Origin of the sequence: Pseudomonas tremae, assembly GCF_023278125.1 — a bacterium.
Lineage (GTDB): Bacteria > Pseudomonadota > Gammaproteobacteria > Pseudomonadales > Pseudomonadaceae > Aquipseudomonas > Aquipseudomonas tremae.
Genome location: NZ_CP066270.1, coordinates 1,938,510 through 1,963,829 on the forward strand (window position 1 = coordinate 1,938,510; position 25,320 = coordinate 1,963,829).

The window sequence follows — 25,320 nt, forward strand, 5'->3', positions numbered from 1 at the left end:
GTTGAAACTCGCTCGATAGCTGAAGTCAGGCGTGTGCCTTATTCCACTTTCAAGATCAGCTTGCCGTAATTCTCTCCTGTGAACAGCTTCAGGAATGTCTCTGGGAATGTTTCCAGGCCGTCTTCGATATGTTCCTTGCTCTTGAGCTTACCTTCCTTGATCCAGCCAGCCATGACCTGACCGGCTTCGGCGAAGCGGTCGCCATGGTCCAGCACGATGAAGCCTTCCATGCGCGCGCGGTTGACCAGCAGGGACATGTAGTTGGCCGGACCCTTGACTGCTGTGGTGTTGTTGTACTGGCTGATGGCACCGCAGATCACCACACGTGCACCGACCGCCAACTGGCTGAGTGCGGCGTCCAGAATGTCACCGCCGACGTTGTCGAAGTACACGTTCACACCGTCCGGGCAATGGCGTTTCACCGCCTCCATAACGTCCTCGGATTTGTAGTCGATGGCTGCGTCGAACCCCAGCTCTTCGGTCAGCAGGCGGCATTTCTCCTTGCCCCCGGCGATACCGACAACCCGGCAGCCCTTGATCTTGGCAATCTGCCCGGCCACGCTGCCGACAGCGCCAGCGGCACCGGAAATCAAAACAGTATCACCGCTCTTTGGCTGACCCACGTCCAGCAGCGCCAGGTAGGCCGTCATGCCGGTCATGCCCAGTGCTGACAGGTACAGCGGCAAAGGCGCCAAGCTGGTGTCCACGGTGTAGAAACCTTTCGGCTCACCGACAAAATAGTCCTGGACACCCAGTGCACCCTGAACATGGTCGCCCACTGTGAATTTCGGGTTTTTCGATTCAAGGACTTCGCCCACGCCCAGCGCGCGCATCACTTCACCGATCTGCACGGCCGGAATGTAGGACTTGCCTTCGTTCATCCAGCCACGCATGGCCGGGTCCAGCGACAGGTATTTGTTCCTGACCAGAATCTGGCCGTCGCTCAACGCGGTGACCGGGCCTTCCTTATAGTCGAAGTCATCACGGCGTACAGTGCCCGAAGGACGCTTGGCGAGCAGAAACTGGCGGTTGGTAAAATCAGTCATGGCAGGGCCTCACAAAGTGGTTCAAGAATGGAATCAAGCGCTCATGGCGCTGTTCAGGCAAGAAGCGATCATCCAGCGAATGCCGTTTGATCCATGTGGTTGATAGAGTCCACTCAGCCTCTGGCGTTCAAAGCGATCGACTTGACTGGCCTGATCAGGCCATCTTGCAGCTTGAGTCGCTAAGCGCTGTGCTCTACATTGCTGGTCAAATGAATGCCCGGACGAGTGCAATGCCCACGACGAATCTTCAGACCCTTCACCCTCAAGTACTGCGGGCCGGCGACGCCGTGGCGCTGGTTTCGCCGGCAGGCCCGGTGGACCCCGCCAAGCTTGAAGCTGCAGTCGAGGTGCTCAAGGGCTGGGGGTTGCGTCCGCGCGTCTATCCGCATGCATTGGGCAATTATTCGTTTTACTCAGGGACCGATGAAGAGCGGCTCGCCGATTTGAACGCAGCGCTGGCAGATCCGGAAATTCGTGCGGTCATCTGCAATCGCGGCGGGTATGGCGTGCAGCGGATTGTCACGCGCGTGGACATCGAAGCCGTGCGCCGCGACCCCAAGCTGGTGACCGGCTTTTCCGACATTACAGCCCTGCATGGTGCGCTGTGGAACCATGCACGTCTGGCCACCATTCATGGTCCTGTGGCCGCTCAATTGGGGGCAGGTGGTCTGTTTGTCAGCGGCATGCGCCATGCGTTGATGAGTACCGAGCCGGTGTTGCTCAAGGCCGATCCAGCTTCACCCACAGCGAAGGTCAGAACCGGCGGCAGTGCGCAGGGCCTGTTGCTGGGTGGCAACCTGTGCATTCTCGATACGTCCGTCGGTACGCCGTTCATGCCGGACATGACCGGGGCGATTCTGCTGATCGAGGAAGTCAAAGAGCCTGCTTATCGGGTCGACCGCATGCTGACTCATCTGGGCAACTGCGGCATTCTCGAACGTCTGGCGGGTATCGCGGTGGGCGAGTTCACCCCGGCGCCCAACACCGGGGGCACCATCAGCCCGGCTCATGTGTTGCTGGAGCGCCTTGGCAGCCTGGGAATCCCGGTGCTCGGGGGCTTGCCGGTCGGCCACGGTGACCTGAACCAGGCCGTGCCACTGGGCACCCAGGCGATACTGGATTCCGATGCCGGAACCTTGCTCGTCGCTGCCGCCACGCGCAGCTGAACAAGCCGGTATGGCCCAGCGCTAAGGCGCCTTGCGTGCATTCAGAATCAACAAGGTCAGCAAGCCCGCCACAATGCCCCAGAATGCCGAACCGATTGAAAACAGCGTCAACCCTGAAGCTGTCACCATAAAGGTGATCAGCGCAGGTTCGCGCTCACTCGGTTCGGCCATCGCCACGGTCAGGCCGTTGGTGATCGAACCGAGTAATGCCAATGCGGCGATCGATAGCATCAGTTCTTTGGGAAATGCGCTGAACAAGCCTGCCAGCGTGGCCCCGAAAACCCCTGCGATACCATAAAAAATCCCGCACCAGATTGCCGCTGTGTAGCGCTTGGCTTTGTCTTCGTGAGCCTGAGGGCTGGTGCAGATGGCGGCCAGATTGATCCCGTGGCAACCGAACGGAGCGGTCAGCAGAGAGGCGATGCCGGTCACGGAAATCAGTGGCGAGGTAGGCGGGTAGTAACCGTCGGCGCGCAGCACGGCGACCCCCGGCATGTTCTGGGAGGTCATGGCCACCACGAATAATGGAATGCTGATGCTGACAGTCGCCGCCCATGAAAACTCGGGGGTGGTCCAGACCGGCATCGCCACTTGCAGTGCCAGGCCGCTGAAGTTCAGCAAGCCCAGCAGGGCGGATATCACGATGCCGACCAGCAGCGCGAGCAGCACCGAGTAGCGCGGTGAAAGACGCTTGACCAGCAGGTAAGTGAAAAACATGCCCATCACTAGCCCGGTGCGATGCTGTGCGGCGACGAAAATATCACTGCCGATCCTGAACAGGATTCCCGCCAGCAAGGCTGCTGCCAGAGAAGCCGGCAAGCGTCGGACCATGCGCTCGAAGCTGCCGGTCAAGCCGCAGAGAATGACCAGAACTGCGCTGGTCATGAATGCGCCGACTGCCTCCGGGTACGTCACACCGCCGAGGCTGGTGATCAGCAGCGCCGCGCCGGGTGTGGACCTCGCCACAGTGATCGGCGTGCGGTAACGCAAGGAAAGGCCAACGCTGCACACCGCCATGCCCATGAACAAGGCCCACAGCCATGACGAAATCTGCAGGTTGCTCAACCCGGCAGCCTGCCCGGCCTGGAACATCAGCACCAGCGAACTGGTGCAACCGGTCATCATGGCAATGAAACCCGCCACTAACGCAGACGGCGATGTATCGGCCCATGGCCGCAGTGGTTGCGGTGGCACCTTGAGGATCTCGTTCATGCAGGACGTCCTTGAAGCGGGCAGGTAGCAAAGGACGCCAAGCCTAAACGTATGGCCACGCAGCCTTGCTATACAGCGATACGAGTAAACGCCAGCACAGTTGCGGCGGGTGCGTTTACTCGACTTCAGGGCTGACCGGGCAGGCGCCGGATTGCAGCGTCTGGCCCAGCGCCAGGTTGACCGCCATCCAGCCATCCACTGCGCTCTGACCCGCTTCGGCGAACACGCGTTGCAACAGCTTGACCTGCTCGCGCCGCAACCCTTGCTCGAACCGGCAGCCTTCTTCGGTCAGTGCCAGCAACCGCTTGCGTTTGTCATTCTCGGGGGCAGCGCTGTGTACCAGGTTCATGGCGATCAATTGGCGGAGCGGGGCGTTGAGTGCCTGCTTGCTCACGCCCAGTACCGTGAGCAGTTCCTTGACGCTCAAGTCGGGGTAGCGGGCGATGAAAAACACGATGCGCTGATGCACACGACTGAAGCCGCGCTTGGCCAGCATTTCATCGGCCTTGGCGGTGAATGCCTGATAGCCGAAAAAGAAGGCCTCCATGGCGATTTGTTGATTGGCAGGTTTTTTTAAGTCAAGCATGTTGACGTATCCGGGATGATCGTCGTAATTTGAGTCAATAAGTTTGACTCATTTTCCTTTGTCTCGGCTACAGGTAAGTACCATGGCATTCTCCGAACGCGTTTCCCGTCTGAAAAGCTCTTTGATTCGCGAGATCCTCGCCGCTGCTCAGCGTCCAGAGGTGATGTCGTTTGCCGGAGGCCTGCCTGCCGAAGCGATGCTGCCCAAAGTCGAATGGGCCGACATGCCTGTTTCTCTTGGGCAGTACGGTATGAGCGAAGGCGAACCTGCGCTGCGTGAGGCGTTGGCGGCCGACGCCCGAGCGTTGGGTATTGCCTGTGAGGCCAGTCAGGTCATGGTGGTCAGCGGTTCTCAGCAAACACTGGACCTGGCGGCCAAGCTGTACATCGACAAGGGCACCGAGATTCTGCTCGAAGCGCCCACGTACCTGGCCGCGCTGCAGATATTTCAGTTGTTCGGCGCAAATTGCATCACCGTGCCCTTGCTGGCTCAAGGCCCTGATCTGCTCGCCATGCGTCAGCGTCTTGAACAACACAAGCCGGCCTTCGCCTATCTGATTCCAACGTTTCAGAACCCCTCGGCAGTGCGCTACAGCCAGGCCAGTCGCGATGCGGTTGCGGCGCTGCTGGACGAGTTCGATGTGACGCTTATCGAGGACGAACCGTACCGTGAGCTGAGTTTCGATGGCGGCAGCGCAAAGCCGATCGTCAGCAGCCTGAAAAAAGCCAGCTGGATTTACACCGGCACGGTTTCCAAAACGCTGCTGCCTGGCCTGCGCGTCGGTTATCTGATTGCCAGTCCCGACCTGTTTCCACATTTGTTGCGCCTGAAACAGTCCGCCGACCTGCATACCAATCGTCCTGGCCAGTGGCAGGCCTTGCAGTGGATCGGCACTGAGCACTATCGTGAGCATCTGGTGACCCTGTGCGAGTTCTATCGCGGTCGCCGTGATGCGTTTGAAAGCGCCTTGCAGACGCATTTTTCGGATCTGGCAGTGTGGAACAGTCCACAAGGCGGGTTGTTTTTCTGGCTGACCCTCAAACAGCCACTGGACACCCGGACCTTGCTGGATGCCGCGCTGGAGCAGGATGTTGCGTTCATGCCGGGCGAGCCGTTTTTCGCTGATCCTGATGCCAATCATGGCCATCTGCGGCTAAATTTCAGCCACATCGACCCGACGCGCCTGGATGAGGGCATAAAACGACTGGCATCCGTGGTCCGGGCGGCACAGAATCTGAAAGCTGCCTGATTCGATCCGGCAACACAGGCATATCAAGAGGGCAGGGCGATGTACAAGGTTTATGGCGATTACAACTCGGGCAACTGCTACAAGGTCAAGCTGATGCTTAACCTGCTGGGCAGCGAGTACGAGTGGGTGCCGGTCGATATTCTCAATGGCGAAACCCAGACCCCGGCTTTTCTGGAAAAGAACCCCAACGGCAAGATCCCGGTGCTGGAGCTGGAAGATGGCACCTGCTTGTGGGAGTCCAATGCGATTCTCAACTTTCTCGCCGATGGCTCCAGGTTCCTCCCGGCCGAACCGCGTTTGCGCACCCAGGTACTGCAGTGGCAATTCTTCGAGCAGTACAGCCACGAGCCTTCAGTGGCGGTTGCGCGTTTCATCCAGTTTTACCTGGGCTTGCCTGCCGAGCGCATGGTCGAATATCGCGCCATGCAGAAGTCCGGTTACCGGGCACTGGCCGTCATGGAGCAGCAGCTTGATCGCACGCCGTTTCTGGTCGGCGATAATTTTTCGATTGCCGATATCGCCCTGTATGCCTACACCCATGTGGCGCATCAAGGCGGTTTCGACCTCACACCGTACACCGGTATCCGTCGCTGGCTGGAGCGAGTTCAGGCTCAGCCGGGCTACATCGGCATGCTGGACTAGCCTGAACACCTGCGCCGCCAATGAGCTGGCAGTACTCAGGCGGGCAAGCCGGAAGACTCCGGCTCGATGTGGCCGCTGGTGCAAGCGCAATGCTTGGCCGAGCACATCCTCGTGCGGCTCAAGCAGTTGCAAGTCTGTGTTGCTTGTCGCGAGGAAGATTGCCCGCGTTGATCGACGTCGGGCAATCGCTGCTCAGATTGCTCCGAAGCGCTGATCAAGGTAATCGATGATCACCTTGGATTCATACATCCACACTGTCTTGTCTTCTTCTTCGATACGCAGGCAAGGCACCTTGATTTTGCCGCCTTCGTTGAGCAGGGTCTGGCGATCGAGCTCGTTGTTCTTCGCATCGCGCAGCGCGACCGGCACGTTGAGGCGACGCAGGGCACGGCGGGTCTTTACGCAGAACGGGCAGGCGTGAAACTGATAAAGCGTCAGGTTCTGTGCTGCTTCATCGACCGCCGCCTGGCTTTGCGGATCGCGTTTTTTCTTGCTTGGGCGGGTCAGGAAGTCGATGCCGATGACGAGTTGGCCCAGGCCCACTCTTAACGCTTTCATGAACACGTTCATACCTCTTGCGGACAGCGGGTGAGTTCTGCACAGCGTTCAGCGTGCGCTACCGCACGTGAACGCAGGCTGAACGCATTACTTGATCAGGCTGAGAAACTCACTGCGAGTCGCTGCGTTTTCACGGAATTCGCCGAGCATCACCGAAGTGATCATGGCCGAATTCTGCTTTTCGACGCCGCGCATCATCATGCACATGTGTTTGGCTTCAATCACCACTGCAACGCCTAGCGCGCCGGTTACCTGTTGAATGGCTTCGGCGATCTGACGGCTCAGATTTTCCTGGATCTGCAGGCGGCGGGCATACATGTCGACGATCCGCGCGACCTTGGACAGGCCCAGCACTTTGCCCTGCGGGATGTACGCCACATGTGCCTTGCCGATAAATGGCAGAAGGTGGTGCTCGCAGAGGGAATACAGCTCTATGTCCTTGACCATTACCATTTCGCTGGCCTCGGAGCTGAACAATGCGCCGTTGGTTACCTCTTCCAGCGTTTGGGCGTAACCGCGACACAGGTACTGCATGGCCTTGGCGGCGCGCTTGGGGGTGTCCAGCAGGCCTTCACGCGAGACGTCCTCGCCCAGTTGCCCGAGTATGGCGGTGTAATTCTGTTCCAGTGTCACAGGAGTGTGTTTCCGTGTGGGATTCGATAAATGCGAGGGCATGGCCGTTCGCCGAGGCGCACATAGTAACTTACGCACGGTAACTTACGCACGCGTGGGGGGTACGGCAGCGCGGCAAATCAACGTGTCAGGCGGGGTTTGTAACGTCTTGCTAACGCGTTGGCGACCAGGTCGCTACCCACTTGCTGCCCGGTCTGCCCGACAAGGCGTGAAGCGGGCTACTCGTCGCGACCTTCCATCATGGTGCGCTTGAGCACCACATAAACAGCGCCCGCGCCGCCATGTTTTGCCACGCATGAACAGAAGCCCAGTACCTGCGGATGCTGGCGCAACCAAGTGTTGACGTGGCTCTTGATCATCGGGCGCTTACCGTCCAGACGCACCGCCTTGCCGTGTGTGACACGCACGCAGCGTATCTCCAGTTTTGTGGCTTCTGCCAGAAACTCCCACAAGGTTTCGCGAGCCACTTCCACGGTCATGCCGTGCAGGTCGAGGCTGCCCTCGAAGCTAATCTGCCCGAGCTTGAGCTTGCGCATCTGCCCGTCCTGAACACCATCTCGCGACCAGCTCAGGACATCTTCAGGGCCGACATCGATCACGAATTGGTCCGAGAGCCCGTCGATGATCACCGAGTCGGTGCGCACGGTCGCCGACTGGCGCAGGCGGGCCAGCATTTTTCGATCAGCCTTGGGTTTGCCAACATCAGCGTGTTCATGCTTGAGAGGCTTTACGCCGCGCGTCTCGCTTCTGAACAGGGAAAAATCGTCGTCTTGCATGGGGCCTCCGCGAAGGAGGCTAGTCTACCCGTTCAAGCGAGCGGTTCAGTTGTGTTTTTTCATCAAATGGGCGGAGATGCTCAAGCCGCTCGATCCGCGCTGGCGTCGGCAACGCCGCCAGAGCCAGATGCCCAAGTAAAACACCAGTAGCCCACTGATCGCGACGAAAGCGGCGCCACCCGGGCTGGCATTCAGCTCGCCCAGCATTTGAGGATGGCCGATCAGGCTGGAGGCACCGGCGAAGGTCAGCACCAGGCCCACAACCGCCAGCATCAACGCGATCAGCATACCGATGCGCTTGCCCCAGTTACCCGGACCTTTGTTGCGCAAGCGACGTGCATTGAAACCATCTGACGTTTTCATGCCTTTCCTCGATAGGTAGCGGCTGAGCGGGTATCGGCGCTGTGACTTGGATAAAGAGGGGTGGTTCCCGCTTCCGGTACATAACCGGGCAGCAAAGGATGGGCGGTTATGTGAGCGCGTTCACACAACCCCTCGGTCAGGCAGTTTCAGATCAGGTCTTTGGTGAGGGCCAGCGTGGCAAAGTTGTCCGCCATGATTGCCATCTCGGTCCGGTGGACAACCTCGGCGCTGACGACACCGTGCGGGCTCGGCAGGTCGCGGGTCGCGCAGGCATCATCAACCAGCGTGCAGCGATAACCGTAATCCTTGGTAGCGCGCACTGTGGTGCTGATGCTCGAGTGACTCATGAACCCGCAGACCACCAGATCCAAGTGCCCCAGACGTTGCAGCAGCTCGTGAAGGCCAGTGCCGTTGAAGGCGTTGGGCAAACGTTTTTCGACCAGGTGTTCGTCGTCTTGTGGCGAAAGTCCCGAAACCAGTTGGCCGCGCTCGCCCTGCGGGTCGAACAGGCCGCCGACGGTGCCCAGATGACGGACATGGACGATCGGACACTTGACTGCGCGAGCCTTGGCGACCAGTTGACCGATGTTGGCCAGCGCTTCTTCGACCCCGGTCAGCGCCAGTGGACCGCTCAGGTATTCTTTCTGGGCATCGATGATGATCAGCGTCGCGTTGCTCAGGCTGGCGGGCGCATGCACCCGGCCACTGAGTTGAAACATGGTCTTTAAATCGGACATCCACGGGCTCCTTTGAGTGGGGCTTTTGCGACATTGTCCTCTGGCTGAAGCGTTCTGGGAATGGCAACTATCGAAAGCCACGTTTTCCGTGGCCTGCAGGGCAGGTTGCGGGCATGGCGGATGGCGGTTTGCCTTGATGGCATCAGACGAATCGTGGAAACTCCCGGGTTTAGCGGGTACGAAGCGTGCGTCGTTGTCCGGATCCAGGCCTGTCAAAGTGGCTCGTCGTTTTTTAAGGAGTTTGTTCATGATCACCTCCCGTTTGCGTACCGTACGCGACCATATCCGTTGGGCCGTCAGCCGCTTTCACGAGGAAGATGTGTTTTTCGGTCATGGCACTGACAATGCCTGGGACGAAGCTCGCCAACTGGTGCTGGGCGCTTTGCATCTGCCGTGGGAAATCGCCGACAGCTATCTGGACTGCCGTCTGGAAGTCGATGAGATATCCGAGCTGCAACGCCTGATCAAACGCCGCATCGACGACCGTATTCCGACGCCCTACCTGCTGGGCGAGGCCTGGTTTTGCGGCATGTCGTTCATTGTCGACGAGCGTGTGCTGATCCCGCGCTCACCCATCGCCGAACTGATCGAAGAGCGCTTTGCGCCGTGGCTGGCCAGTGAGCCTGCACGGATTCTGGACTTGTGTACCGGCTCCGGTTGTATCGGTATCGCCTGTGCCGACGAGTTTCCCGAAGCCGAAGTGGCGCTGGCCGACCTGTCCTACGACGCGCTTGAAGTGGCCAACCAGAACATCGAGCGCCACGGTATGGAAGATCGGGTCTACACCGTGCAGGGCGATGGGTTCGACGGCCTGCCGGGGCAACGCTTCGATCTCATCGTGTCCAATCCGCCTTATGTGGATTCCGAAGACTTCGCCGACATGCCGGACGAGTACCAGCACGAACCGGAACTGGCGCTGGCCTGCGGCAGTGACGGTCTGAACCTGGTACGCCGCATGCTGGCCCAGGCCGCTGATCATCTGAACGAGAAGGGTTTGCTGATCGTCGAAGTGGGCAACAGCCAGGTACACGTACAGGCGCTGTACCCGGAAGTCGATTTCGCCTGGCTGGACTTTCAGCGTGGTGGCCACGGTGTGTTCATGCTGACTGCCGAGCAGTGCCGCGAGCATCAGGCACTGTTTCAGTCTCGAATCTGAGGCGAACCTGACAGGGGCTGGCATCGCAGCCCCGGCAGTCCGCAGGCAAGCCGTTTCAGCGGTGCGTGGCGATCCAGATCAGCAGCCCTGCCTGGAACACAGCGAAAGTCACCAAGCAGGCAATCGTGAAACGCAGACTGGCGTCCTCACGCTTGTATTTGCCGACCCGCTCTTCGTGCTGGCGGATGGTGACTTCCTGCTCGATCATGTTTTTTTCTGCCTTTTCCAGCATTTGCGACGCTTCGAGAATTTCGACGATCTGCACCTTGTCGTTGTTCCAGGTGCTGTGCAGGTTGCCAACATGCACATCCTTGATACTGCCTTTCATGTGCTGGGCGTCGGCATAAGCGACTTCGAAGCCCAGGGTGCGCAGAAAGTGATCGCGGCGCAGGCGGGTGTCTTCGTTCAAGCCGTCCTTGCTGGCCAGGGCCACGCCCTCGATCTTGTAGGAAGACCATCTTTTCTGTGCCCAGTGGACCGCATGGGCAATCATGAAGCGACCGATCCCCCGGTTCCACGGCTCTATCTGCAAGCCTGACTCCGGGCCGAAACGCACAATGCGTTTCTCGTGGTCGGCCCATAAATCCAGATTGTTCTGTTCTTTACGAACGCGTTGGCCGGGCAGCTGAATGTTGATGCGCAGCAGGCTCAGCGCCTTGCTGTGACGTTCGGCACGACCGAACTGCACAAAACGCAACGGCCGCCCACCGGTAGCCCGGTCAGTAGGTTGCGGTGCGAGGCGCAGCATCTGAAAACTTTCGGGCAGAACGTCTTCCCACGGTTGTGGCGGTGCCGCAACCTCGGCTTCTGTGCTGATGGGTTCTGCAGTGGTTTCGGTCATGATATTCGCGTCAGTCATAGCGGTGGCCCTGTCCTTGACCTCGTGCAGCAAAACACAAGGCCGGCAAACTGCTATCGGCCAGAGCGGCCGAGACTGAAGGGTGGGTGGTTGCTGTCAGTCAGTTCTTTTTTGCCGACGCGGGCAATGCCTTGATAAAGCCCACAATGCGCGACGTCACTTCGTCAGCCAAGGGCTGGGTCGGGTTGCGATAAGACAGCAGTTGTTGCTGCAGGTCGTCCGGCACGATGCGCAGCACATGATTCATGCCGTCGATCAGGGCCAGTTCGGCGTCGGGTTTGGCTTTTTTCAGCAGCAGAGCGTCACGCACGCCGACCTGGATGTCATTGCGCCCCTGGACGATCAGCGCAGGAACATGCAATGCGCCAAAGGCAGCTGCCGGGTTCTGCCGAAACAGCGAAATCAGATAGGGCTGGACACTGGGACGGAACACCACCTCCATCTCGGAGGGAACCTTTTCGTCGGTTTTGCCCGCCTTGAGTTCGTCGAGCAATTGATCACTGCGCTGTAACAGTTCTGGCGGAAGTCGCTCGCGGAATTGCTCGCGTAGCACTTCATCCACAGGTCTGCCGGTGCCGGCTACAGAGATCACTGCCGCTGCGCCGGCCTTTTCCGCCGCTAGGCTTGCGACCAGCGCGCCTTCGCTATGGCCCAGCAGGATCAACTGACCCAGGCGCGGGTTAGCCTTGATTGCCCTGACCCATAGCTGCACGTCGGCAACATAGCGTTCGACGCTGAGGTTGCGCTCATCCGGCGTTACCGCCTTGCTGGCTGCCACACCACGCTTGTCGTAGCGCACGCTGGCAATATTGTTGTTGGCCAGGATCACCGCCAGGCGCTTCATGCTGTCGTTGCGTCCGCCTTCCGGGTTATTGCCGTTGCGGTCAGTCGGGCCTGAGCCAGCAATGATAAGCACCACCGGCACAGGTGTGTCCGAGCGCGGCATCAGCAAGGTGCCGTAAAGCTTGCCGTTTTCAGTGTCCACGCTGACTGTACGCTGCACCGTTGTCGGCCCTGCAGCGCTGGCTGCGTCAGGCATCAGGGTCAGGATCAGTGTGACCGGCAGCGCCAGAAGGCACAGTAGTTTGAACGCTCGATTCGGGGAATTACCGGATAACATCGCATGGCCATCATGGGTGGGGTCTCGCTTGGACGCACGCGGTCACAGAAGGTTCGAGGATGAACTGAACCGCGAGGCTGCGTATACTGGCGCGCTTGTTTCAACGATCTGGTTTTTTGGCTGATTTTTCGGAGCGCCCGCATGTCCGGCAACACTTTCGGCAAGCTGTTCACTGTCACCACCGCCGGCGAAAGCCACGGCCCGGCTCTGGTCGCTATCGTCGACGGCTGCCCGCCCGGGCTTGAGCTTGATCTGCAAGATCTGCAGCGTGATCTGGACCGCCGCAAGCCCGGCACCAGCCGCCACACGACCCAGCGCCAAGAAGCCGATGAGGTCGAAATCCTGTCGGGCGTCTTCGAGGGCAAGACCACGGGTGCCTCCATCGGCCTGCTGATCCGCAACACCGATCAGAAGTCCAAGGACTACTCTGCCATCAAGGACCTGTTCCGGCCCGCTCACGCCGATTACACCTACCACCACAAGTACGGCATCCGTGATTACCGGGGCGGCGGCCGCAGCTCTGCGCGGGAGACCGCCATGCGCGTTGCTGCCGGGGCCATTGCCAAGAAATACCTGGCGACCCAAGGCATTGTCATCCGCGGTTACATGAGCCAGTTGGGGCCGATCCAGATCCCGTTCAAAACCTGGGATTCGGTCGAAGACAACGCTTTTTTCTGCCCGGACCCCGACAAAGTGCCAGAGCTGGAGGCCTACATGGACCAGCTACGTCGCGACCAGGATTCGGTCGGCGCGAAAATCACGGTGGTGGCTGAAGGCGTGATGCCGGGCCTGGGCGAGCCGATTTTCGACCGTCTGGATGCCGAACTGGCCCATGCGCTGATGAGCATCAACGCAGTCAAGGGCGTGGAGATTGGCGCCGGCTTCGACTGTGTGGCCCAGCGTGGCACAGAGCATCGTGACGAAATGACGCCGCAGGGTTTTCTGTCGAATCAGGCGGGCGGCATTCTCGGCGGCATTTCCTCCGGTCAGCCGATCATCGCGCATCTGGCGCTCAAGCCGACGTCCAGCATCACCACGCCGGGGCGATCAATCGATGTGAATGGTGCCCCGGGCGATGTCATCACCAAGGGGCGCCATGACCCTTGTGTCGGTATTCGTGCCACGCCTATTGCCGAGGCGATGATGGCCATGGTGTTGCTGGACCACCTGCTGCGTCATCGCGGACAGAATGCCGATGTTCGCGTCGATACGCCTGTGCTGGCGCAGCTGTGACAAGCGCCGTCACGGTTGCGGTCTGCTAGCGTGACAGCACTCCCCGGCAGGCAGCTTCCGTACTGGAGGCTGTCCGGGTTTTACGTGTGTTATTTCGCCTTGCTGGGGGCGTCGGCGCCGTTTATGGCGCTTTACCTGAGCCACCTCGGCTTTGCCAGCGCCCGGATCGGCGAGCTGATTGCCATTCCCATGCTGATGCGCTGTGTGGCGCCCAACGTCTGGGGCTGGCTGGGCGACTATACGGGGCGGCGCCTGGCGATCGTGCGTTTCGGTGCAGTGTTCACACTCTTGGCGTTTTCACTGATTCTGCTTGAAAAAACCTATGCCTGGCTGGCGCTGGTCATGGCGCTGTATGCGTTCTTCTGGCATGCCATCCTGCCGCAATTTGAAGTCATCACGCTTGCCCATCTGCAAGGCCAGGCCGCACGTTACAGCCAGATCAGGCTATGGGGCTCCATCGGCTTCATTCTGGCGGTGGTGCTGCTGGGGCGAGTGTTCGAACGTTTCAGCCTCGACCTGTTTCCGTATATCTTGCTGGCGATCATGGCTGGCATTGCCGTCAGCAGCTGGTGGGTGCCCAATGCACAGCCACCCATCTCGACCCGCGAAGCGGATGGCAGAGGGTTTATTCGCCAGCTGGCGCGGCCTGGAGTGCTGGCGTTCTATATCAGTGTTGCGCTGATGCTGTTCAGTCACGGTCCGTATTACACGTTTCTGACCTTGCACCTGGAAGCGCTGGGTTACAGCCGTGGTCTGATCGGCATGTTGTGGGCGGTAGGGGTGGTGGCCGAAGTGCTGATGTTCATGGCCATGAGCCGCATCCTCCAGCGGTTTTCAGTGCGCCAGGTGCTGTTCGCAAGCTTTTTGCTGGCCGCGCTGCGTTGGCTTTTGCTGGGCCTGTTTGCCAAGCACCTGCCTGCACTGCTGGTTGCGCAAGTGATGCATGCTGCTACGTTCGGCAGCTTTCATGCTGCTGCCATCCATTTCGTGCAACGTAGTTTCGGTCCGCGTCAGCAGGGCCAGGGGCAGGCGCTTTATGCTGCCTTGTCCGGGGTCGGCGGTGCGCTGGGCGCTTTGTACTCCGGTTACAGCTGGAACGCGCTGGGGCCAGCCTGGACATTTTCCATTGCCAGCCTTGCAGCCATTGCCGCAGCCGTCATGATTGTCACACCCAAGAAAGAGGAAGGTGCATGAGCCGCGAACAACTGAGTCAGGACATCATTGAGGCAGGACGATTCCTGTACGGTCGTGGCTGGTCGCCAGCCACCAGCAGCAACTACTCCGCGCGCCTGTCGGCCAGCGAAGCCTTGTTGACCGTGTCCGGCAAACACAAAGGGCAGTTGGGGCCTGATGATGTGCTGGCCACTGATATGGCAGGCAACAGCCTGGAACCCGGCAAGAAGCCCTCTGCCGAAACACTGCTGCATACGCAGCTCTACAACTGCCGGCCAGAAGTTGGAGCCGTGCTGCACACCCATTCGGTGAATGCGACTGTGTTGTCGAGGCTGATCGCTGCAGATCATCTGGTGTTTGAAGATTACGAGCTGCAGAAGGCCTTTCATGGCGTGGTGACCCACGCGTCCAAGGTGGTCGTGCCTATTTTCGACAATGACCAGGACATCGCCCGTCTGGCCGCAAAAGTGCAACCGTGGCTGGACGCGCACCCCGATTGCGCTGGCTACCTGATTCGCGGTCACGGTCTTTATACATGGGGCGCAAGGATGAATGATGCATTGCGCCAGATCGAGGCATTCGAGTTTCTGTTCGAATGCGAGCTGAAAATGCGTACCGTGATGAACCGTTGACGACGTCCGGTCAATCCAGACACGTATTAACCTGTAGTTACGCCTGACCGGCCTGTAAAAGCCGGAGGGCGCTGCCCCAAACCGAGGATTACAGCCATGAGCAGCCTGTCCGTTTATCACGTTTCAAGCCCGGATACTCCCAACAAGGTGCTGACCCATCTGGAGGACATCGCGTCGACACTGGCCGAGCAGGGCGTAGCGTTCGACCGATGGGAAGCGGCTACCCCTATTACCCCCGGTGCCAGCCAGGAGGAAGTGATCAACGCTTATCGCTCGCAGATCGACAGGCTGATGAACGAGCGCGGTTACGTGACGGTGGACGTCATCAGCCTGAACAGTGATCACCCGCAGAAAGCCGAATTGCGCGCCAAATTTCTTGAAGAGCATCGTCACGGTGAAGACGAAGTACGCTTTTTTGTGGCCGGAAGGGGTCTGTTCACACTGCACATCGGCGACTACGTATACGCAGTTCTGTGCGAAAAGAACGACCTGATCTCTGTGCCAGCCGGTACCCCGCACTGGTTCGATATGGGTGAAAACCCGCATTTCGTTGCTATCCGACTTTTCAACAACCCCGAAGGCTGGGTCGCGAACTTCACCGGTGAAGACATTGCTGGTCGTTTCCCACGGCTGGAAGACTGACAGGAGCCCGTTTCTGATGCCTATCAAAGCTGTTCTCACGGATATCGAAGGCACGACCAGTGCGGTCAGTTTCGTGTTCGACGTGCTGTTTCCGTTCGCCAGAACGCACTTGCCTGACTTTGTCCGCAAAAATGCCGATCAACCTCAGGTAGCGTCGCAGCTGGAAGCCGTTCGGGTGCAGAGTGAAGAGTCTGACGCCGATGTCGAGCGAGTCATCGCGATTCTGCTCGAGTGGATAGCAGAAGACCGCAAGGCCACGCCGCTCAAAGCCCTGCAGGGCATGGTCTGGGAGCAGGGCTACAACGCCGGTCAGCTCAAGGGGCATGTTTACCCGGACGCCGTTGAAGCGCTGCAGCACTGGCATCGGCAGGGCTACAGCCTTTATGTTTACTCCTCGGGTTCGATCCAGGCCCAGCAGCTGATTTTCGGCTGCTCTGAAGCTGGCGACCTGTCAGGGCTGTTCAGCGGTTATTTCGACACCACATCCGGCCCCAAGCGCGAGGTGCAGTCCTACCGCACGATTGCCGCCGCCATGGGCCAGGACGCGCAAGAGGTTCTGTTCCTTTCGGACATCGTCGAAGAGCTGGACGCTGCAAAAGCTGCGGGGATGGCCACCTGCGGTCTGGTTCGTGATGGGGGAACACTGGCTGGGCACAAGAATGTGGCGAGCTTTGCACTCATCGATCCGGCCAATTTCTAGCTAGGCTGGTTATCCAGACGGGCCATGCTCCTGTCGAGCGGCATTGCCCTGATGCCGCTGACTGCGCGGTTTTCTGCCTGCGCTGGCACATTGACTGCTGACTTTTGTGAGCTTTATCCCGCCATACAGTGGGACTTTTCCTGTTCAAAAGTGCGTTGATTCTGTTTGTCCTGGCAGTCGTCTTTCGACGCGTTTATTCGTGTAAGTTCTGCGCGATCACTTCCCGAGTCACGGACAACACCTGTACCGGCTCAGGGGCGCAGAGGGAGCGGCAGCGATGTGCAGTGCCATGAAAGAGAGCGCGACCAAGGATCTACTGATACAGCAAATGGTGAGCACGATTACCGAACTCGATGGCCAGACTGCCATCGAGAATGCCCTCGAATGGTTGCGGCGTGAATGCGGCAGTGAGCGCGCGATGTTCTACCAGTTCAAGGGGCCGTTGCTGCTGACCTTCATTACGTCCAATGTCGACGATGCGTGGGGTGAGGCGTATCGCCGACACGAACTGATCAGGCACGACCCGGTCATCCGCTGTTATCACCATGAGTTAGGGTTCGTGAACTGGCAGGATGCATTCAGGCAATACCCGATATCAGCCTGCTACAAAAAAGCGGTTGATGCCTGCGAACTGCTTCCGGCCGTCTCATATGGTTACACTAACCACTGCCGTGGTGCAGACAGCGTCACCTCGGTATGCACCTTGGGTGACATTGAACGTGCGATAAGCGCCGAACAAAAATACCTGATCAGCAGTCTCATGCCCGTACTGCACAGCGTGGCACGAGGGTTGAAGTTCAGTTCCCGCGGTTTAACGCACCGAGAACTGGAAGTTCTACAGTGGGCCAGAGACGGAAAGACCGCTTGGGAAATATCAATGATTCGGGAGGTTTCTGAGTCAACGGTCAAATTTCACCTGAAGACCATTTATTCAAAACTGGGCGTGGCGAACCGGGCACAGGCGGTAGGTGAAGCGCTTTGCCGCGGACTGATCAGGTAATCAGCCAAGCCTGCTACATCAAAACGCGGGCAAAAAAAAGCCGCGAAAACATGCGTAATCGCGACAAACAAGGGATGAGAGAGCGTACAACGGCATGCCGCCCCGGAAAGGGCGGCAAAGAAAATCAACGTGTGTGATAAGTCGGCAGATCAAAGCGGTGCTGGCTTTGCAGCATCGAGATAGCTGGCAATTCACTGGCCTGTGCCGCCAGATCGCGGCGGATGGCGCTGATTACCCATTCCAGCTGAACCGGGGTGTGCAACTGCGCATAGGACACCGAGCGACGGATCTGTTTGCCTTCGGCACTGCGCAACGAAACCAAAACACCACCGTCCGGACGCGGCTGGGTGTTAACGGTGTAGTCGGAGAATACGGAAGCGAATTTTTCTTGAATAAAAGTCATGTTTGGCGGCTCCATTGCTCATGGGATAACAAGCTTGCAAGTACTGTTGCAGCGACTGTGCCAGTCTTTGCACTACAATTTATTCCTTTAAAATCAACGACTTAATATATTTGAAAATTTCAGGTCTCGTGCATTTTGCATGAACACCCATCGTGCGCCCTGCATTTTGCGGGTTTTGCGGGGCGGCGCTTCGGGCAGATAAGCCGGTTAGCTGCTCGCGCCTTCGTTGTTCCCGCTGTCATTGACCTGCTGGACACACCAACCCTCTGAAGCAGGAGGCCAAAAAGCGAATCGAACAGCTGGCGCGTCTTGCGGTCATTGTTTTATCGCTGCCGGGAGCACTGGATTCCCGGAGTACCTTGCGCCAAGGAGCCATTGATGACCGATTCAACCGCCAACCCGCCCAAGACGATGACCGAAGACGAGGCTGCTGCCTTCGCCGAACAGGTTTTCGACGTTGCTCGTCAGGGCGATGCTGTGATGCTGGAACGCCTGCTCGAGAAGGGCCTGCCAGCAGACCTGCGCAATCACAAAGGCGATACGCTATTGATGCTGGCCAGCTATCACTGCCATGCGGATGCTGTCCGGGTGCTGCTGAACCATCGGGCCGATCCGGAAATTCGCAACGACAACGGCCAGAGTCCCATTGCAGGCGCAGCGTTCAAGGGTGATCTGACCGTCGTCAAGTTGCTGGTCGAAGCAGGTGCCGATCTGGATGCCGCCTCTGCCGATGGCCGCACGGCGTTGATGATGGCAGCCATGTTCAATCGTATCGAGATCGTCGATTACCTGATCAGCAAGGGCGCTGACCTCCATGCTTGCGATGCCAAGGGCATCAATGCGCTGGACGCTGCGCAGGCAATGGGCGCCACTGTTGCCGTGGAGCACTTGAGCAAAATGGGTATGCAGCCTGCGCGGCCCTGATACCCATACCTTTGCGGCATGAACGCGCAGATAGAGGCGCGAGGGATTTACCGTTATCCTTCGCGCCTCTTTTTTGCCCCTGCAGGATTGCCTTTATGAAAGACGCACTGGTCGAATTAATCAGCAAAGTCAGCTCGGGCTGCATGGGCGACGACGAGATCGCGCAGATCGCTGATGAAGCGGCGCAGGCTTACGCTGACCCGCAGGCATTTCTAGCCGCCAACCCCTACATCAATTACGACGACACGTTTCCGATCGCCTTGGGCGAGTGGGTGGTGGTCGGCAGTCTGCCGGAGACTGTGTTGTTTCAGGCCGACAACTACATGCAGCTGTTCGAGCAGATTGTTCAGTCATTCGGCAAGGATGTGACGTTCAACATCAAACCGAAGCAATTGGCCAAGGTCGAGCCTCTGGTCGCCCTGAACCGAATTCAGATTCAGCTGAGCAGCATGAACAAGGATATGGGCGGCTACGTGCTGATGAATTTCAGCCAGCCACTGGATGACGAATTACAGGCGGTGCTGGTCTATGGACGTGACGAAGCGCGTGTGCTTGAGCTGACAGCGTTGGCGGGCATCCATGCCGCGCCAGCACTGCAGGCACTGCGCGGTTAGCCCAGGGCTGTATCGAGAAACATCATGACGGCAAAACCGCCCATCAGTCCCAGCGTCGCCGAGGTCTGATGGCCGTTGCGATGCGTCTCCGGAATGACTTCATGGGACACCACGAAGATCATTGCGCCTGCGGCCAGGCCCATGCTCAGCGGATAGGCGATCGCGAAGCCGCTGGAAATACCGAGGCCGACCAAAGAGCCCAGTGGCTCCATCAAACCGGAGCCAATGGCCACCAGCATTGCCTTGAAGGCCGACAGCCCGGTTGCACGAAGGGCGAGGGCGATTGCCAGGCCTTCTGGGATGTCCTGAATTGCAATGGCGGTGGTCAGCGGCAGACCTACGTTCATATCGCCGCTGGCGAAACTCACACCGATCGCCATGCCCTCAGGCAGGTTATGCAGCGTAATCGCCAAGACGAATAGCCAGACCCTGTTGATGCGCTCCGAATGCGGCCCTTGCCGTCCTACACTTTCATGCTCGTGCGGGGTGAACCTGTCCAGGCCCAACATCAACAACACGCCAAGCCCTAGCCCGGCCACCACCGTCGCCGCTGCCCCGGGGCCGCTGTTAGTGATGTCCCGGGCAGCTTCGAGGCCAGGCAGGATCAATGAAAACGAGCTGGCAGCCAGCATCATGCCTGCGGCGAAACCGAGCATGATGTCCTGGGCGCGTTGCGAAACGTTTTTCAGCGCAACCGCCATGACTGCGCCCAATGCGGTGGCCAGAAACCCCGCGGTACCCCCCATCAGCGCATGATTGAAGTTGACCTGACTGGTGCCGTAAAAGGCGTTGTAAACACTGATGCCGACCAGTCCGATAACGATCAGCAGGGCGAGCGCGAAACCCAGGCTTACCAGCGGGCTGTTCTGCAAGTGGTTAAACCACGTGGCCCAAGGCGTGCGGGGTTGTGCGGGTGTCGACATGAAAAGAACTACCTTTGGAAGAAGTGGACGCGATGGCAAGCGAAAAAACAGCTTCGCCCCGATTGGGAGCCCGAGAATATAAGGTTGGTTCAACGGAACCCCCGAACGGCGCGACTATCCTAGGAAGGCAAGCATTCATCTTAGGGGCAACACCATGGGTTCTAGCTTCAATGGCCTGGTCGGCCTGATCATTCTGGCGCTCGATATCTGGGCTATCATCAATGTTTTGAAAAGCGGCGCCGAAACCGGAAAGAAAATTCTCTGGGTGTTGCTGATTGTACTGCTGCCTGTAGTGGGCCTGATCATCTGGGCAATCCTGGGGCCGCGCGGCAACGTGCGTATCTGACACGCCAGCAGGCTGGCATGAAACGCCTGATTACTCGCGTAGTCAGGCGTTTTTTCGTTTTCGGGCCGAGGCATCTGCGCCCCACTCATGGCAGCCTGACGACAGAGAGGTTCGACCTGTCATGTTCCTCGACGTAGAATGCGCGCTTTTGTTGTGGGCGGTCGGCCGTCCTGTCATCAGTACCCAGCGGGAGCTTACCCATGAGCGATTATCAGGAAACGTTGTACGAAGGCTACGGCCAGCGCTTTCGTATGGAAAAAATGCTTCACGAAGTACGTACCGAGCACCAGCATCTGGTGATCTTCCAGAACCCGCGCATGGGGCGCGTGATGGCGCTGGACGGCGTCATCCAGACCACCGAAGCGGATGAGTTCATCTACCACGAGATGCTCACTCACGTTCCGATTCTGGCGCACGGTTCAGCCAAGCGTGTGCTGATCATCGGTGGTGGCGACGGCGGCATGCTGCGCGAAGTTGCCAAGCACCTGACAGTCGAACACATCACCATGGTCGAGATCGACGCCACAGTGGTCGAGATGTGCAAGGAGTTTCTGCCCAATCACTCCAACGGTGCCTTCGATGATTCCCGTCTGAATCTGGTCATCGATGACGGCATGCGCTTCGTCGCTACCACTGAAGAGAAGTTCGACGTCATCATTTCCGATTCCACCGATCCGATCGGCCCGGGAGAAGTGCTGTTTTCTGAAAACTTCTATCAGGCCTGCCATCGCTGCCTGAACGAAGGCGGCATTCTGGTCACTCAGAACGGCACGCCGTTCATGCAGTTGAGCGGTGTGCAGACCACTGCTGGTCGCATGAACGGTCTGTTTGCCGACTGGCATTTCTATCAGGCAGCCATCCCGACCTACATCGGCGGGGCAATGACCTTTGCCTGGGGGGCGACCGACAAGAGCTACCGGAAACTGCCGCTGGAAACCCTGCGTCAGCGTTTTTCGGGCAGCGGGATTGTTACGCGCTATTACAACCCTGAAGTTCACATCGGCGCGTTCGCCCTGCCACAGTACGTGCTGCAGGCTGTGAACAAGGCCAGCAACGACTGACCGGCCTGCGGCGCGCCAAGGCCTGAACGTCTGAAGCACCACTTGGGAGGCTCTTGGGCGCGCTTCTGGCGACAGAAATTTCACACGTTCTGTCCCAGAATTGCGCGCGAAACTGAACAGGTGTGCGCCTTCACGGGCGGACCTGGCCCCAGGCGCCCCGCAATCAAGTAATATCTGCGCCCTGCTGCACGCCGCCGTCCCGAGAGGAGGGCGTCGCTGCACCACTGAACCTACTTCTGAATCCACCGGATCCTGACAACCATGGCCAAAACGGACGCCCAGATTCATCGGCAAGCCCGCTTGCAAAACCCGACTGTCAAATCGCATCTGGCGTACATCCTGCTCAGCGGCTTCGCCCTGATGGTGATGTACACCCTGTTGCGCATTGGTCTGCTGGTCTACAACCGCGAGATGATTGGCGACACGCCAGCCTCGACGTTCGTTGAGGCGCTGTTCAACGGCATGCGTTTCGACCTGCGCCTGACAATGTATCTGCTCGTTCCGCTGGTGCTGTCGCTGTTCAGCGCCCGGGCCATGTCAGCGCGCGGCTTTTTCCGTTTCTGGCTGACCCTGGTCGGCAGCATCACGCTGTTCCTGGGCCTGATGGAAATGGACTTCTATCGCGAGTTTCACCAGCGCCTGAACGGCCTGGTGTTTCAGTACGTGAAGGAAGATCCAAAGACCGTTCTGAGCATGTTGTGGTACGGCTTTCCTGTGGTCCGGTACCTGCTGGCCTGGGCTGCGGTAACCTGGCTGTTGAGTCTGGTGTTCAAGGGTATCGACCGCATCACGCGCCCACGCCACGTCACCACGACGGGTACCCACACAGTGGCGTCTGTTGCGCCCTGGTACATGCGCACAGGCGTCTTCGTGCTGGTGCTGTTGGTCATGGTGGTGTGCATTCGCGGCACCCTGCGCCAAGGTCCGCCGCTGCGTTGGGGTGATGCATATACCACCGAATCGAACTTTGCCAACCAGCTGGGGCTGAACGGTACGCTGACTCTTATCACTGCGGCCAAAAGCCGTATGTCCGAGGATCGCGACAATATCTGGAAAGCCACACTGCCTCAGGATCAGGCGCAGCAGACCGTGCGCGACATGTTGCTGACCCCCCACGACAAGCTGGTCGAGCCTGACATTGCCGCCGTGCGTCGCGACTTCACGCCGCCGGCCGAAAACACGCTGCCGATCCGCAACGTCGTCGTGATTCTGATGGAAAGCTTCGCCGGTCATTCGGTGGGCGCGCTGGGCAGCGATGCCAATATCACGCCGTACTTCGACAAACTCTCCAAGGAAGGCCTGCTGTTCGATCACTTCTTTTCCAATGGCACGCACACCCACCAGGGCATGTTCGCCACCATGGCATGCTTCCCGAACCTGCCGGGTTTCGAATACCTGATGCAAACCCCTGAAGGTGCGCACAAGCTGTCGGGCCTGCCGCAGCTGCTGAGCGCAGGGCGCAACTACGACGACGTGTACGTCTACAACGGCAACTTTGCCTGGGATAACCAGTCGGGGTTCTTCAGCAACCAGGGCATGACCAACTTTGTCGGTCGCGATGACTTTGTCAATCCGGTTTTCTCCGATCCGACCTGGGGTGTGTCCGATCAGGACATGTTCGACCGTGGTGCGCAGGAATTGAAAGCCCGGCAGGATGGCAAGCCGTTCTATGCTCTGCTGCAAACCCTGTCCAACCACACGCCGTACGCACTGCCTGATCCCTTGCCGGTCGAGCGCGTGACCGGGCATGGTTCGCTGGATGAGCACCTGACTGCCATGCGCTATGCCGACTGGGCATTGGGCCAGTTCTTCGAGAAGGCCAAAAAAGAGCCGTACTTCAAGAACACCCTGTTCGTTGTATTGGGTGATCATGGTTTCGGTAACAACAAGCAACTGACCGAAATGGACCTGGGCCGCTTTAACGTTCCGTTGCTGCTGATCGGTCCTGGCGTGCAGGAAAAGTTCGGTCAGCGCAGCAGTACCGTGGGTACTCAGGTCGACGTGGTGCCGACCATCATGGGTCGTCTGGGTGGCCAGAACCGCAACCAGTGCTGGGGGCGCGATCTGCTGAACCTGCCGGAAGGCGACAAGGGTTTCGGCGTCATCAAGCCATCGGGCAGCGAGCAGGTGGTGGCCATTGTCAGTGGCAACCGCATCCTGATCGAGCCGACCGAGATGCCGGCCAAATTGCTGACCTACACCCTGGGCGCTAACCCGCACGCAGAAGAAGTGCCTGACGCTCCAGACACTCAGGAACTCAAGCACAAGCTGGAAAGCTTCCTGCAGACTGCAACCAAAAGCCTGCTGGACAACACAGCCGGTGTAGAGGCCAGCAAAAACCGCAACTGACGGAGACAGACTCGCCAAGCCGACGAGTCCTGTCACCCATGAAAAAGACCCTTGGCATGCACTGCAAGGGTCTTTTTTCTTGCCTGCTGTTCGCGCGGGTCCGGCACTAATCCGTTGGAACGAATGAGGGGCTGGAAATGTCCTTATGAGATAAGCCGGAGTGCCCGGCTTCGTTCTGGAGGCGTTGATGAAACAGTGGGCCATTTTGTATCTGGACAAGGACGGCGTGCAGCAGCGCCTTGAGGCTGATTTTGCAGCCCGTCCCAGCGAGGAAGAGGTTGCGCAGATGCTGCGCAAGGGCCTTTACCCGATGACCGATGAACTTGATCTCAATGATCTGGACGGCCGCACTGCTGAACCTACTGTAAAGACGCTGAAGGACCATAACAGCGTAGAGATCATTTCCATTACAGAAATGAGCTGACCGCTGGTTGCTCAAAAACCTTTTCGTGCCAACCACTTGGCATCCGGCCCGCGATAGGGCTACTCTGCAGATGAGGTCATTCGAATGACCTCTGACATCTCGATACCCGGCCTGCACACGCGCCCGGCCTGGTCAGCTACATGCTTGATTCCCTACGTCGGATTATCTGTCGTGAGGCGGCCCTCTCCAAGGTGGTCGCTCTGGAAGAGTTGAAACTCTATCTATCGTTGCATAGGAGGACGTTTCATGAGCACAGCCTATCAAGAGGACATCAGCAGTAACGTACTGCGCCGCATGAAAGAAGGCGGCTTCGATTTCGCGCGCATTTACCCCATCGAGTTTTATGCCATTTTCCCGGATGAGGAACGGGCTCGGCGGGCTGCAGAGCAATTTCGCGGCGAATCCCTCAATACCCAGATAAACGTACGTGACGACGGTGCCTGGCATTTGCAATTGAGCAAAGTGATGTACGCCACTTATGCCGGTATCGGTGACTTCGAGCAGGACTTCCAGGCGGTTATTTCGCCAATGGATGGTGAGGTCGAAGGCTGGGGCGTTACACAGGAAATCAGAAGACTGCATGCCTGAGGCATTTCGGTCGGAATGCAAGACATTGACCGGCCGATTCGGAATGCTTTCCGCGTCGGCCGGTCTTGTTTTTGGGCTCTGGCCAGGTCAGGCAACACTTGCTGTGGTCAAAAAAAAGCCACTCAATCGAGTGGCTCAAAGGGAAGTCTGTTTAGAATCTGCAGGCGGTGCCTGAACATGATGCTTGATACAAAAAGGGTGTCTG

The 25,320-nt window shown here is 58.6% G+C and carries 29 protein-coding genes and 1 pseudogene; 18 read left to right on the top strand and 12 right to left on the bottom strand.

The window, feature by feature from the left end; translation table 11 throughout:
* Positions 1 to 38: 38 nt before the first annotated feature.
* A complete protein-coding gene (locus I9H09_RS08980) occupies positions 39 to 1,046 on the bottom strand; it encodes an NADP-dependent oxidoreductase (protein ID WP_005887473.1) in 1,008 nt (335 codons plus the stop codon).
* A gap of 230 nt (positions 1,047 to 1,276) precedes the next feature.
* Between I9H09_RS08980 and I9H09_RS08985 the strand changes: the two genes are divergently transcribed.
* Positions 1,277 to 2,212: a S66 peptidase family protein gene (locus I9H09_RS08985; RefSeq protein WP_122347202.1), complete on the top strand. Its 936-nt coding sequence runs from the start codon at positions 1,277 to 1,279 to the stop codon at positions 2,210 to 2,212.
* Between the two features lie 21 nt (positions 2,213 to 2,233).
* Here the strand turns inward: I9H09_RS08985 and I9H09_RS08990 are convergent, their stop codons facing one another.
* Together I9H09_RS08990 and I9H09_RS08995 are read right to left on the bottom strand one after the other, a co-directional pair.
* Complete coding sequence (locus tag I9H09_RS08990; protein ID WP_236502275.1) at positions 2,234 to 3,424, bottom strand: benzoate/H(+) symporter BenE family transporter; 1,191 nt, start codon at positions 3,422 to 3,424, stop codon at positions 2,234 to 2,236.
* Positions 3,425 to 3,539: 115 nt separating this feature from the next.
* Complete coding sequence (locus tag I9H09_RS08995; RefSeq protein ID WP_122325323.1) at positions 3,540 to 4,010, bottom strand: MarR family winged helix-turn-helix transcriptional regulator; 471 nt, start codon at positions 4,008 to 4,010, stop codon at positions 3,540 to 3,542.
* Positions 4,011 to 4,092: 82 nt separating this feature from the next.
* Here I9H09_RS08995 and I9H09_RS09000 point away from each other — a divergent pair, with 82 nt between their 5' ends.
* From I9H09_RS09000 to I9H09_RS27120, 3 genes and pseudogenes are all read left to right on the top strand, one after another.
* Complete coding sequence (locus tag I9H09_RS09000) at positions 4,093 to 5,259, top strand: aminotransferase-like domain-containing protein (protein ID WP_024690345.1); 1,167 nt, start codon at positions 4,093 to 4,095, stop codon at positions 5,257 to 5,259.
* A gap of 39 nt (positions 5,260 to 5,298) precedes the next feature.
* Positions 5,299 to 5,901 (top strand): glutathione S-transferase family protein, encoded by a 603-nt coding sequence (locus I9H09_RS09005; protein WP_005887479.1) that lies wholly within the window; start codon positions 5,299 to 5,301, stop codon positions 5,899 to 5,901.
* 36 nt (positions 5,902 to 5,937) lie between these two features.
* Positions 5,938 to 6,072: pseudogene (locus tag I9H09_RS27120) on the top strand (lysozyme inhibitor LprI family protein); the annotation flags it as partial.
* A gap of 21 nt (positions 6,073 to 6,093) precedes the next feature.
* Here the strand turns inward: I9H09_RS27120 and I9H09_RS09010 are convergent.
* The 5 genes from I9H09_RS09010 to I9H09_RS09030 form a co-directional block, all read right to left on the bottom strand.
* The gene (locus I9H09_RS09010) at positions 6,094 to 6,471 is read right to left on the bottom strand and encodes a glutathione S-transferase N-terminal domain-containing protein (protein WP_024670701.1); all 378 of its coding nucleotides are present in this window, start codon (positions 6,469 to 6,471) and stop codon (positions 6,094 to 6,096) included.
* Between the two features lie 75 nt (positions 6,472 to 6,546).
* Entirely contained in the window at positions 6,547 to 7,092 is a 546-nt protein-coding gene (folE, locus tag I9H09_RS09015; protein WP_005887481.1) for a GTP cyclohydrolase I FolE, read from the bottom strand.
* Positions 7,093 to 7,310: 218 nt separating this feature from the next.
* Positions 7,311 to 7,868, bottom strand: coding sequence for a Smr/MutS family protein (locus tag I9H09_RS09020; protein ID WP_005887482.1), 558 nt, complete (start codon positions 7,866 to 7,868; stop codon positions 7,311 to 7,313).
* Between the two features lie 45 nt (positions 7,869 to 7,913).
* Positions 7,914 to 8,231, bottom strand: coding sequence for a hypothetical protein (locus I9H09_RS09025; RefSeq protein ID WP_005887483.1), 318 nt, complete (start codon positions 8,229 to 8,231; stop codon positions 7,914 to 7,916).
* A gap of 146 nt (positions 8,232 to 8,377) precedes the next feature.
* The gene (locus I9H09_RS09030) at positions 8,378 to 8,968 is read right to left on the bottom strand and encodes a cysteine hydrolase family protein (RefSeq protein WP_005887484.1); all 591 of its coding nucleotides are present in this window, start codon (positions 8,966 to 8,968) and stop codon (positions 8,378 to 8,380) included.
* Positions 8,969 to 9,215: 247 nt separating this feature from the next.
* Between I9H09_RS09030 and prmB the strand changes: the two genes are divergently transcribed.
* Positions 9,216 to 10,124: a 50S ribosomal protein L3 N(5)-glutamine methyltransferase gene (gene prmB, locus I9H09_RS09035; RefSeq protein WP_053480628.1), complete on the top strand. Its 909-nt coding sequence runs from the start codon at positions 9,216 to 9,218 to the stop codon at positions 10,122 to 10,124.
* A 55-nt stretch (positions 10,125 to 10,179) separates the two neighbouring features.
* On the opposite strand, the gene I9H09_RS09040 is transcribed toward prmB, so the two are convergent.
* Positions 10,180 to 10,983 (bottom strand): hypothetical protein, encoded by an 804-nt coding sequence (locus I9H09_RS09040; protein WP_080267883.1) that lies wholly within the window; start codon positions 10,981 to 10,983, stop codon positions 10,180 to 10,182.
* A gap of 100 nt (positions 10,984 to 11,083) precedes the next feature.
* Entirely contained in the window at positions 11,084 to 12,103 is a 1,020-nt protein-coding gene (locus I9H09_RS09045) for an alpha/beta hydrolase (RefSeq protein WP_122347200.1), read from the bottom strand.
* 141 nt (positions 12,104 to 12,244) lie between these two features.
* Between I9H09_RS09045 and aroC the strand changes: the two genes are divergently transcribed.
* The 6 genes from aroC to I9H09_RS09075 all read left to right on the top strand — a co-directional run bounded on the left by aroC (position 12,245) and on the right by I9H09_RS09075 (position 17,483).
* Complete coding sequence (aroC, locus tag I9H09_RS09050) at positions 12,245 to 13,336, top strand: chorismate synthase (RefSeq protein WP_005887488.1); 1,092 nt, start codon at positions 12,245 to 12,247, stop codon at positions 13,334 to 13,336.
* 30 nt (positions 13,337 to 13,366) lie between these two features.
* Positions 13,367 to 14,530 carry an MFS transporter gene (locus I9H09_RS09055; protein ID WP_122325326.1) on the top strand — a complete coding sequence of 388 codons (1,164 nt, stop codon included), beginning with the start codon at positions 13,367 to 13,369 and terminating at the stop codon, positions 14,528 to 14,530.
* Positions 14,527 to 15,141 (top strand): methylthioribulose 1-phosphate dehydratase, encoded by a 615-nt coding sequence (locus tag I9H09_RS09060; RefSeq protein WP_005887490.1) that lies wholly within the window; start codon positions 14,527 to 14,529, stop codon positions 15,139 to 15,141. Before I9H09_RS09055 ends, I9H09_RS09060 begins: the two co-directional genes overlap by 4 nt.
* Positions 15,142 to 15,237: 96 nt before the next feature.
* A complete protein-coding gene (locus I9H09_RS09065; RefSeq protein WP_005887491.1) occupies positions 15,238 to 15,783 on the top strand; it encodes a 1,2-dihydroxy-3-keto-5-methylthiopentene dioxygenase in 546 nt (181 codons plus the stop codon).
* 16 nt (positions 15,784 to 15,799) lie between these two features.
* Positions 15,800 to 16,483, top strand: a complete 684-nt coding sequence (gene mtnC / locus I9H09_RS09070; protein ID WP_122312729.1) for an acireductone synthase — start codon at positions 15,800 to 15,802, stop codon at positions 16,481 to 16,483.
* Positions 16,484 to 16,760: 277 nt separating this feature from the next.
* The gene (locus I9H09_RS09075; RefSeq protein WP_005887493.1) at positions 16,761 to 17,483 is read left to right on the top strand and encodes a response regulator transcription factor; all 723 of its coding nucleotides are present in this window, start codon (positions 16,761 to 16,763) and stop codon (positions 17,481 to 17,483) included.
* A 124-nt stretch (positions 17,484 to 17,607) separates the two neighbouring features.
* Here I9H09_RS09075 and I9H09_RS09080 read toward each other — a convergent pair whose 3' ends face one another.
* A complete protein-coding gene (locus I9H09_RS09080) occupies positions 17,608 to 17,886 on the bottom strand; it encodes a DUF3509 domain-containing protein (protein WP_005887494.1) in 279 nt (92 codons plus the stop codon).
* Positions 17,887 to 18,264: 378 nt separating this feature from the next.
* Here I9H09_RS09080 and I9H09_RS09085 point away from each other — a divergent pair, with 378 nt between their 5' ends.
* Together I9H09_RS09085 and I9H09_RS09090 are read left to right on the top strand one after the other, a co-directional pair.
* Positions 18,265 to 18,810 carry an ankyrin repeat domain-containing protein gene (locus I9H09_RS09085; protein WP_024690340.1) on the top strand — a complete coding sequence of 182 codons (546 nt, stop codon included), beginning with the start codon at positions 18,265 to 18,267 and terminating at the stop codon, positions 18,808 to 18,810.
* Positions 18,811 to 18,905: 95 nt separating this feature from the next.
* Entirely contained in the window at positions 18,906 to 19,424 is a 519-nt protein-coding gene (locus tag I9H09_RS09090; protein ID WP_236502276.1) for a hypothetical protein, read from the top strand.
* Here I9H09_RS09090 and I9H09_RS09095 read toward each other — a convergent pair.
* A complete protein-coding gene (locus tag I9H09_RS09095; RefSeq protein WP_024670692.1) occupies positions 19,421 to 20,347 on the bottom strand; it encodes a ZIP family metal transporter in 927 nt (308 codons plus the stop codon). The two genes, I9H09_RS09090 and I9H09_RS09095, sit on opposite strands and share 4 nt — an antisense overlap.
* Positions 20,348 to 20,501: 154 nt before the next feature.
* Between I9H09_RS09095 and I9H09_RS09100 the strand changes: the two genes are divergently transcribed.
* The 5 genes from I9H09_RS09100 (at position 20,502) to I9H09_RS09120 (ending at position 25,115) form a co-directional block, all read left to right on the top strand.
* Entirely contained in the window at positions 20,502 to 20,693 is a 192-nt protein-coding gene (locus I9H09_RS09100) for a PLDc N-terminal domain-containing protein (protein WP_002552853.1), read from the top strand.
* Between the two features lie 200 nt (positions 20,694 to 20,893).
* The gene (gene speE / locus I9H09_RS09105) at positions 20,894 to 21,754 is read left to right on the top strand and encodes a polyamine aminopropyltransferase (RefSeq protein ID WP_053931338.1); all 861 of its coding nucleotides are present in this window, start codon (positions 20,894 to 20,896) and stop codon (positions 21,752 to 21,754) included.
* A gap of 261 nt (positions 21,755 to 22,015) precedes the next feature.
* Positions 22,016 to 24,103 carry an LTA synthase family protein gene (locus I9H09_RS09110; protein ID WP_005887499.1) on the top strand — a complete coding sequence of 696 codons (2,088 nt, stop codon included), beginning with the start codon at positions 22,016 to 22,018 and terminating at the stop codon, positions 24,101 to 24,103.
* A gap of 187 nt (positions 24,104 to 24,290) precedes the next feature.
* A complete protein-coding gene (locus I9H09_RS09115; protein WP_005887500.1) occupies positions 24,291 to 24,527 on the top strand; it encodes a hypothetical protein in 237 nt (78 codons plus the stop codon).
* Between the two features lie 246 nt (positions 24,528 to 24,773).
* The gene (locus I9H09_RS09120) at positions 24,774 to 25,115 is read left to right on the top strand and encodes a ribonuclease E inhibitor RraB (protein ID WP_122346933.1); all 342 of its coding nucleotides are present in this window, start codon (positions 24,774 to 24,776) and stop codon (positions 25,113 to 25,115) included.
* The last annotated feature ends 205 nt before the right edge of the window (positions 25,116 to 25,320 follow it).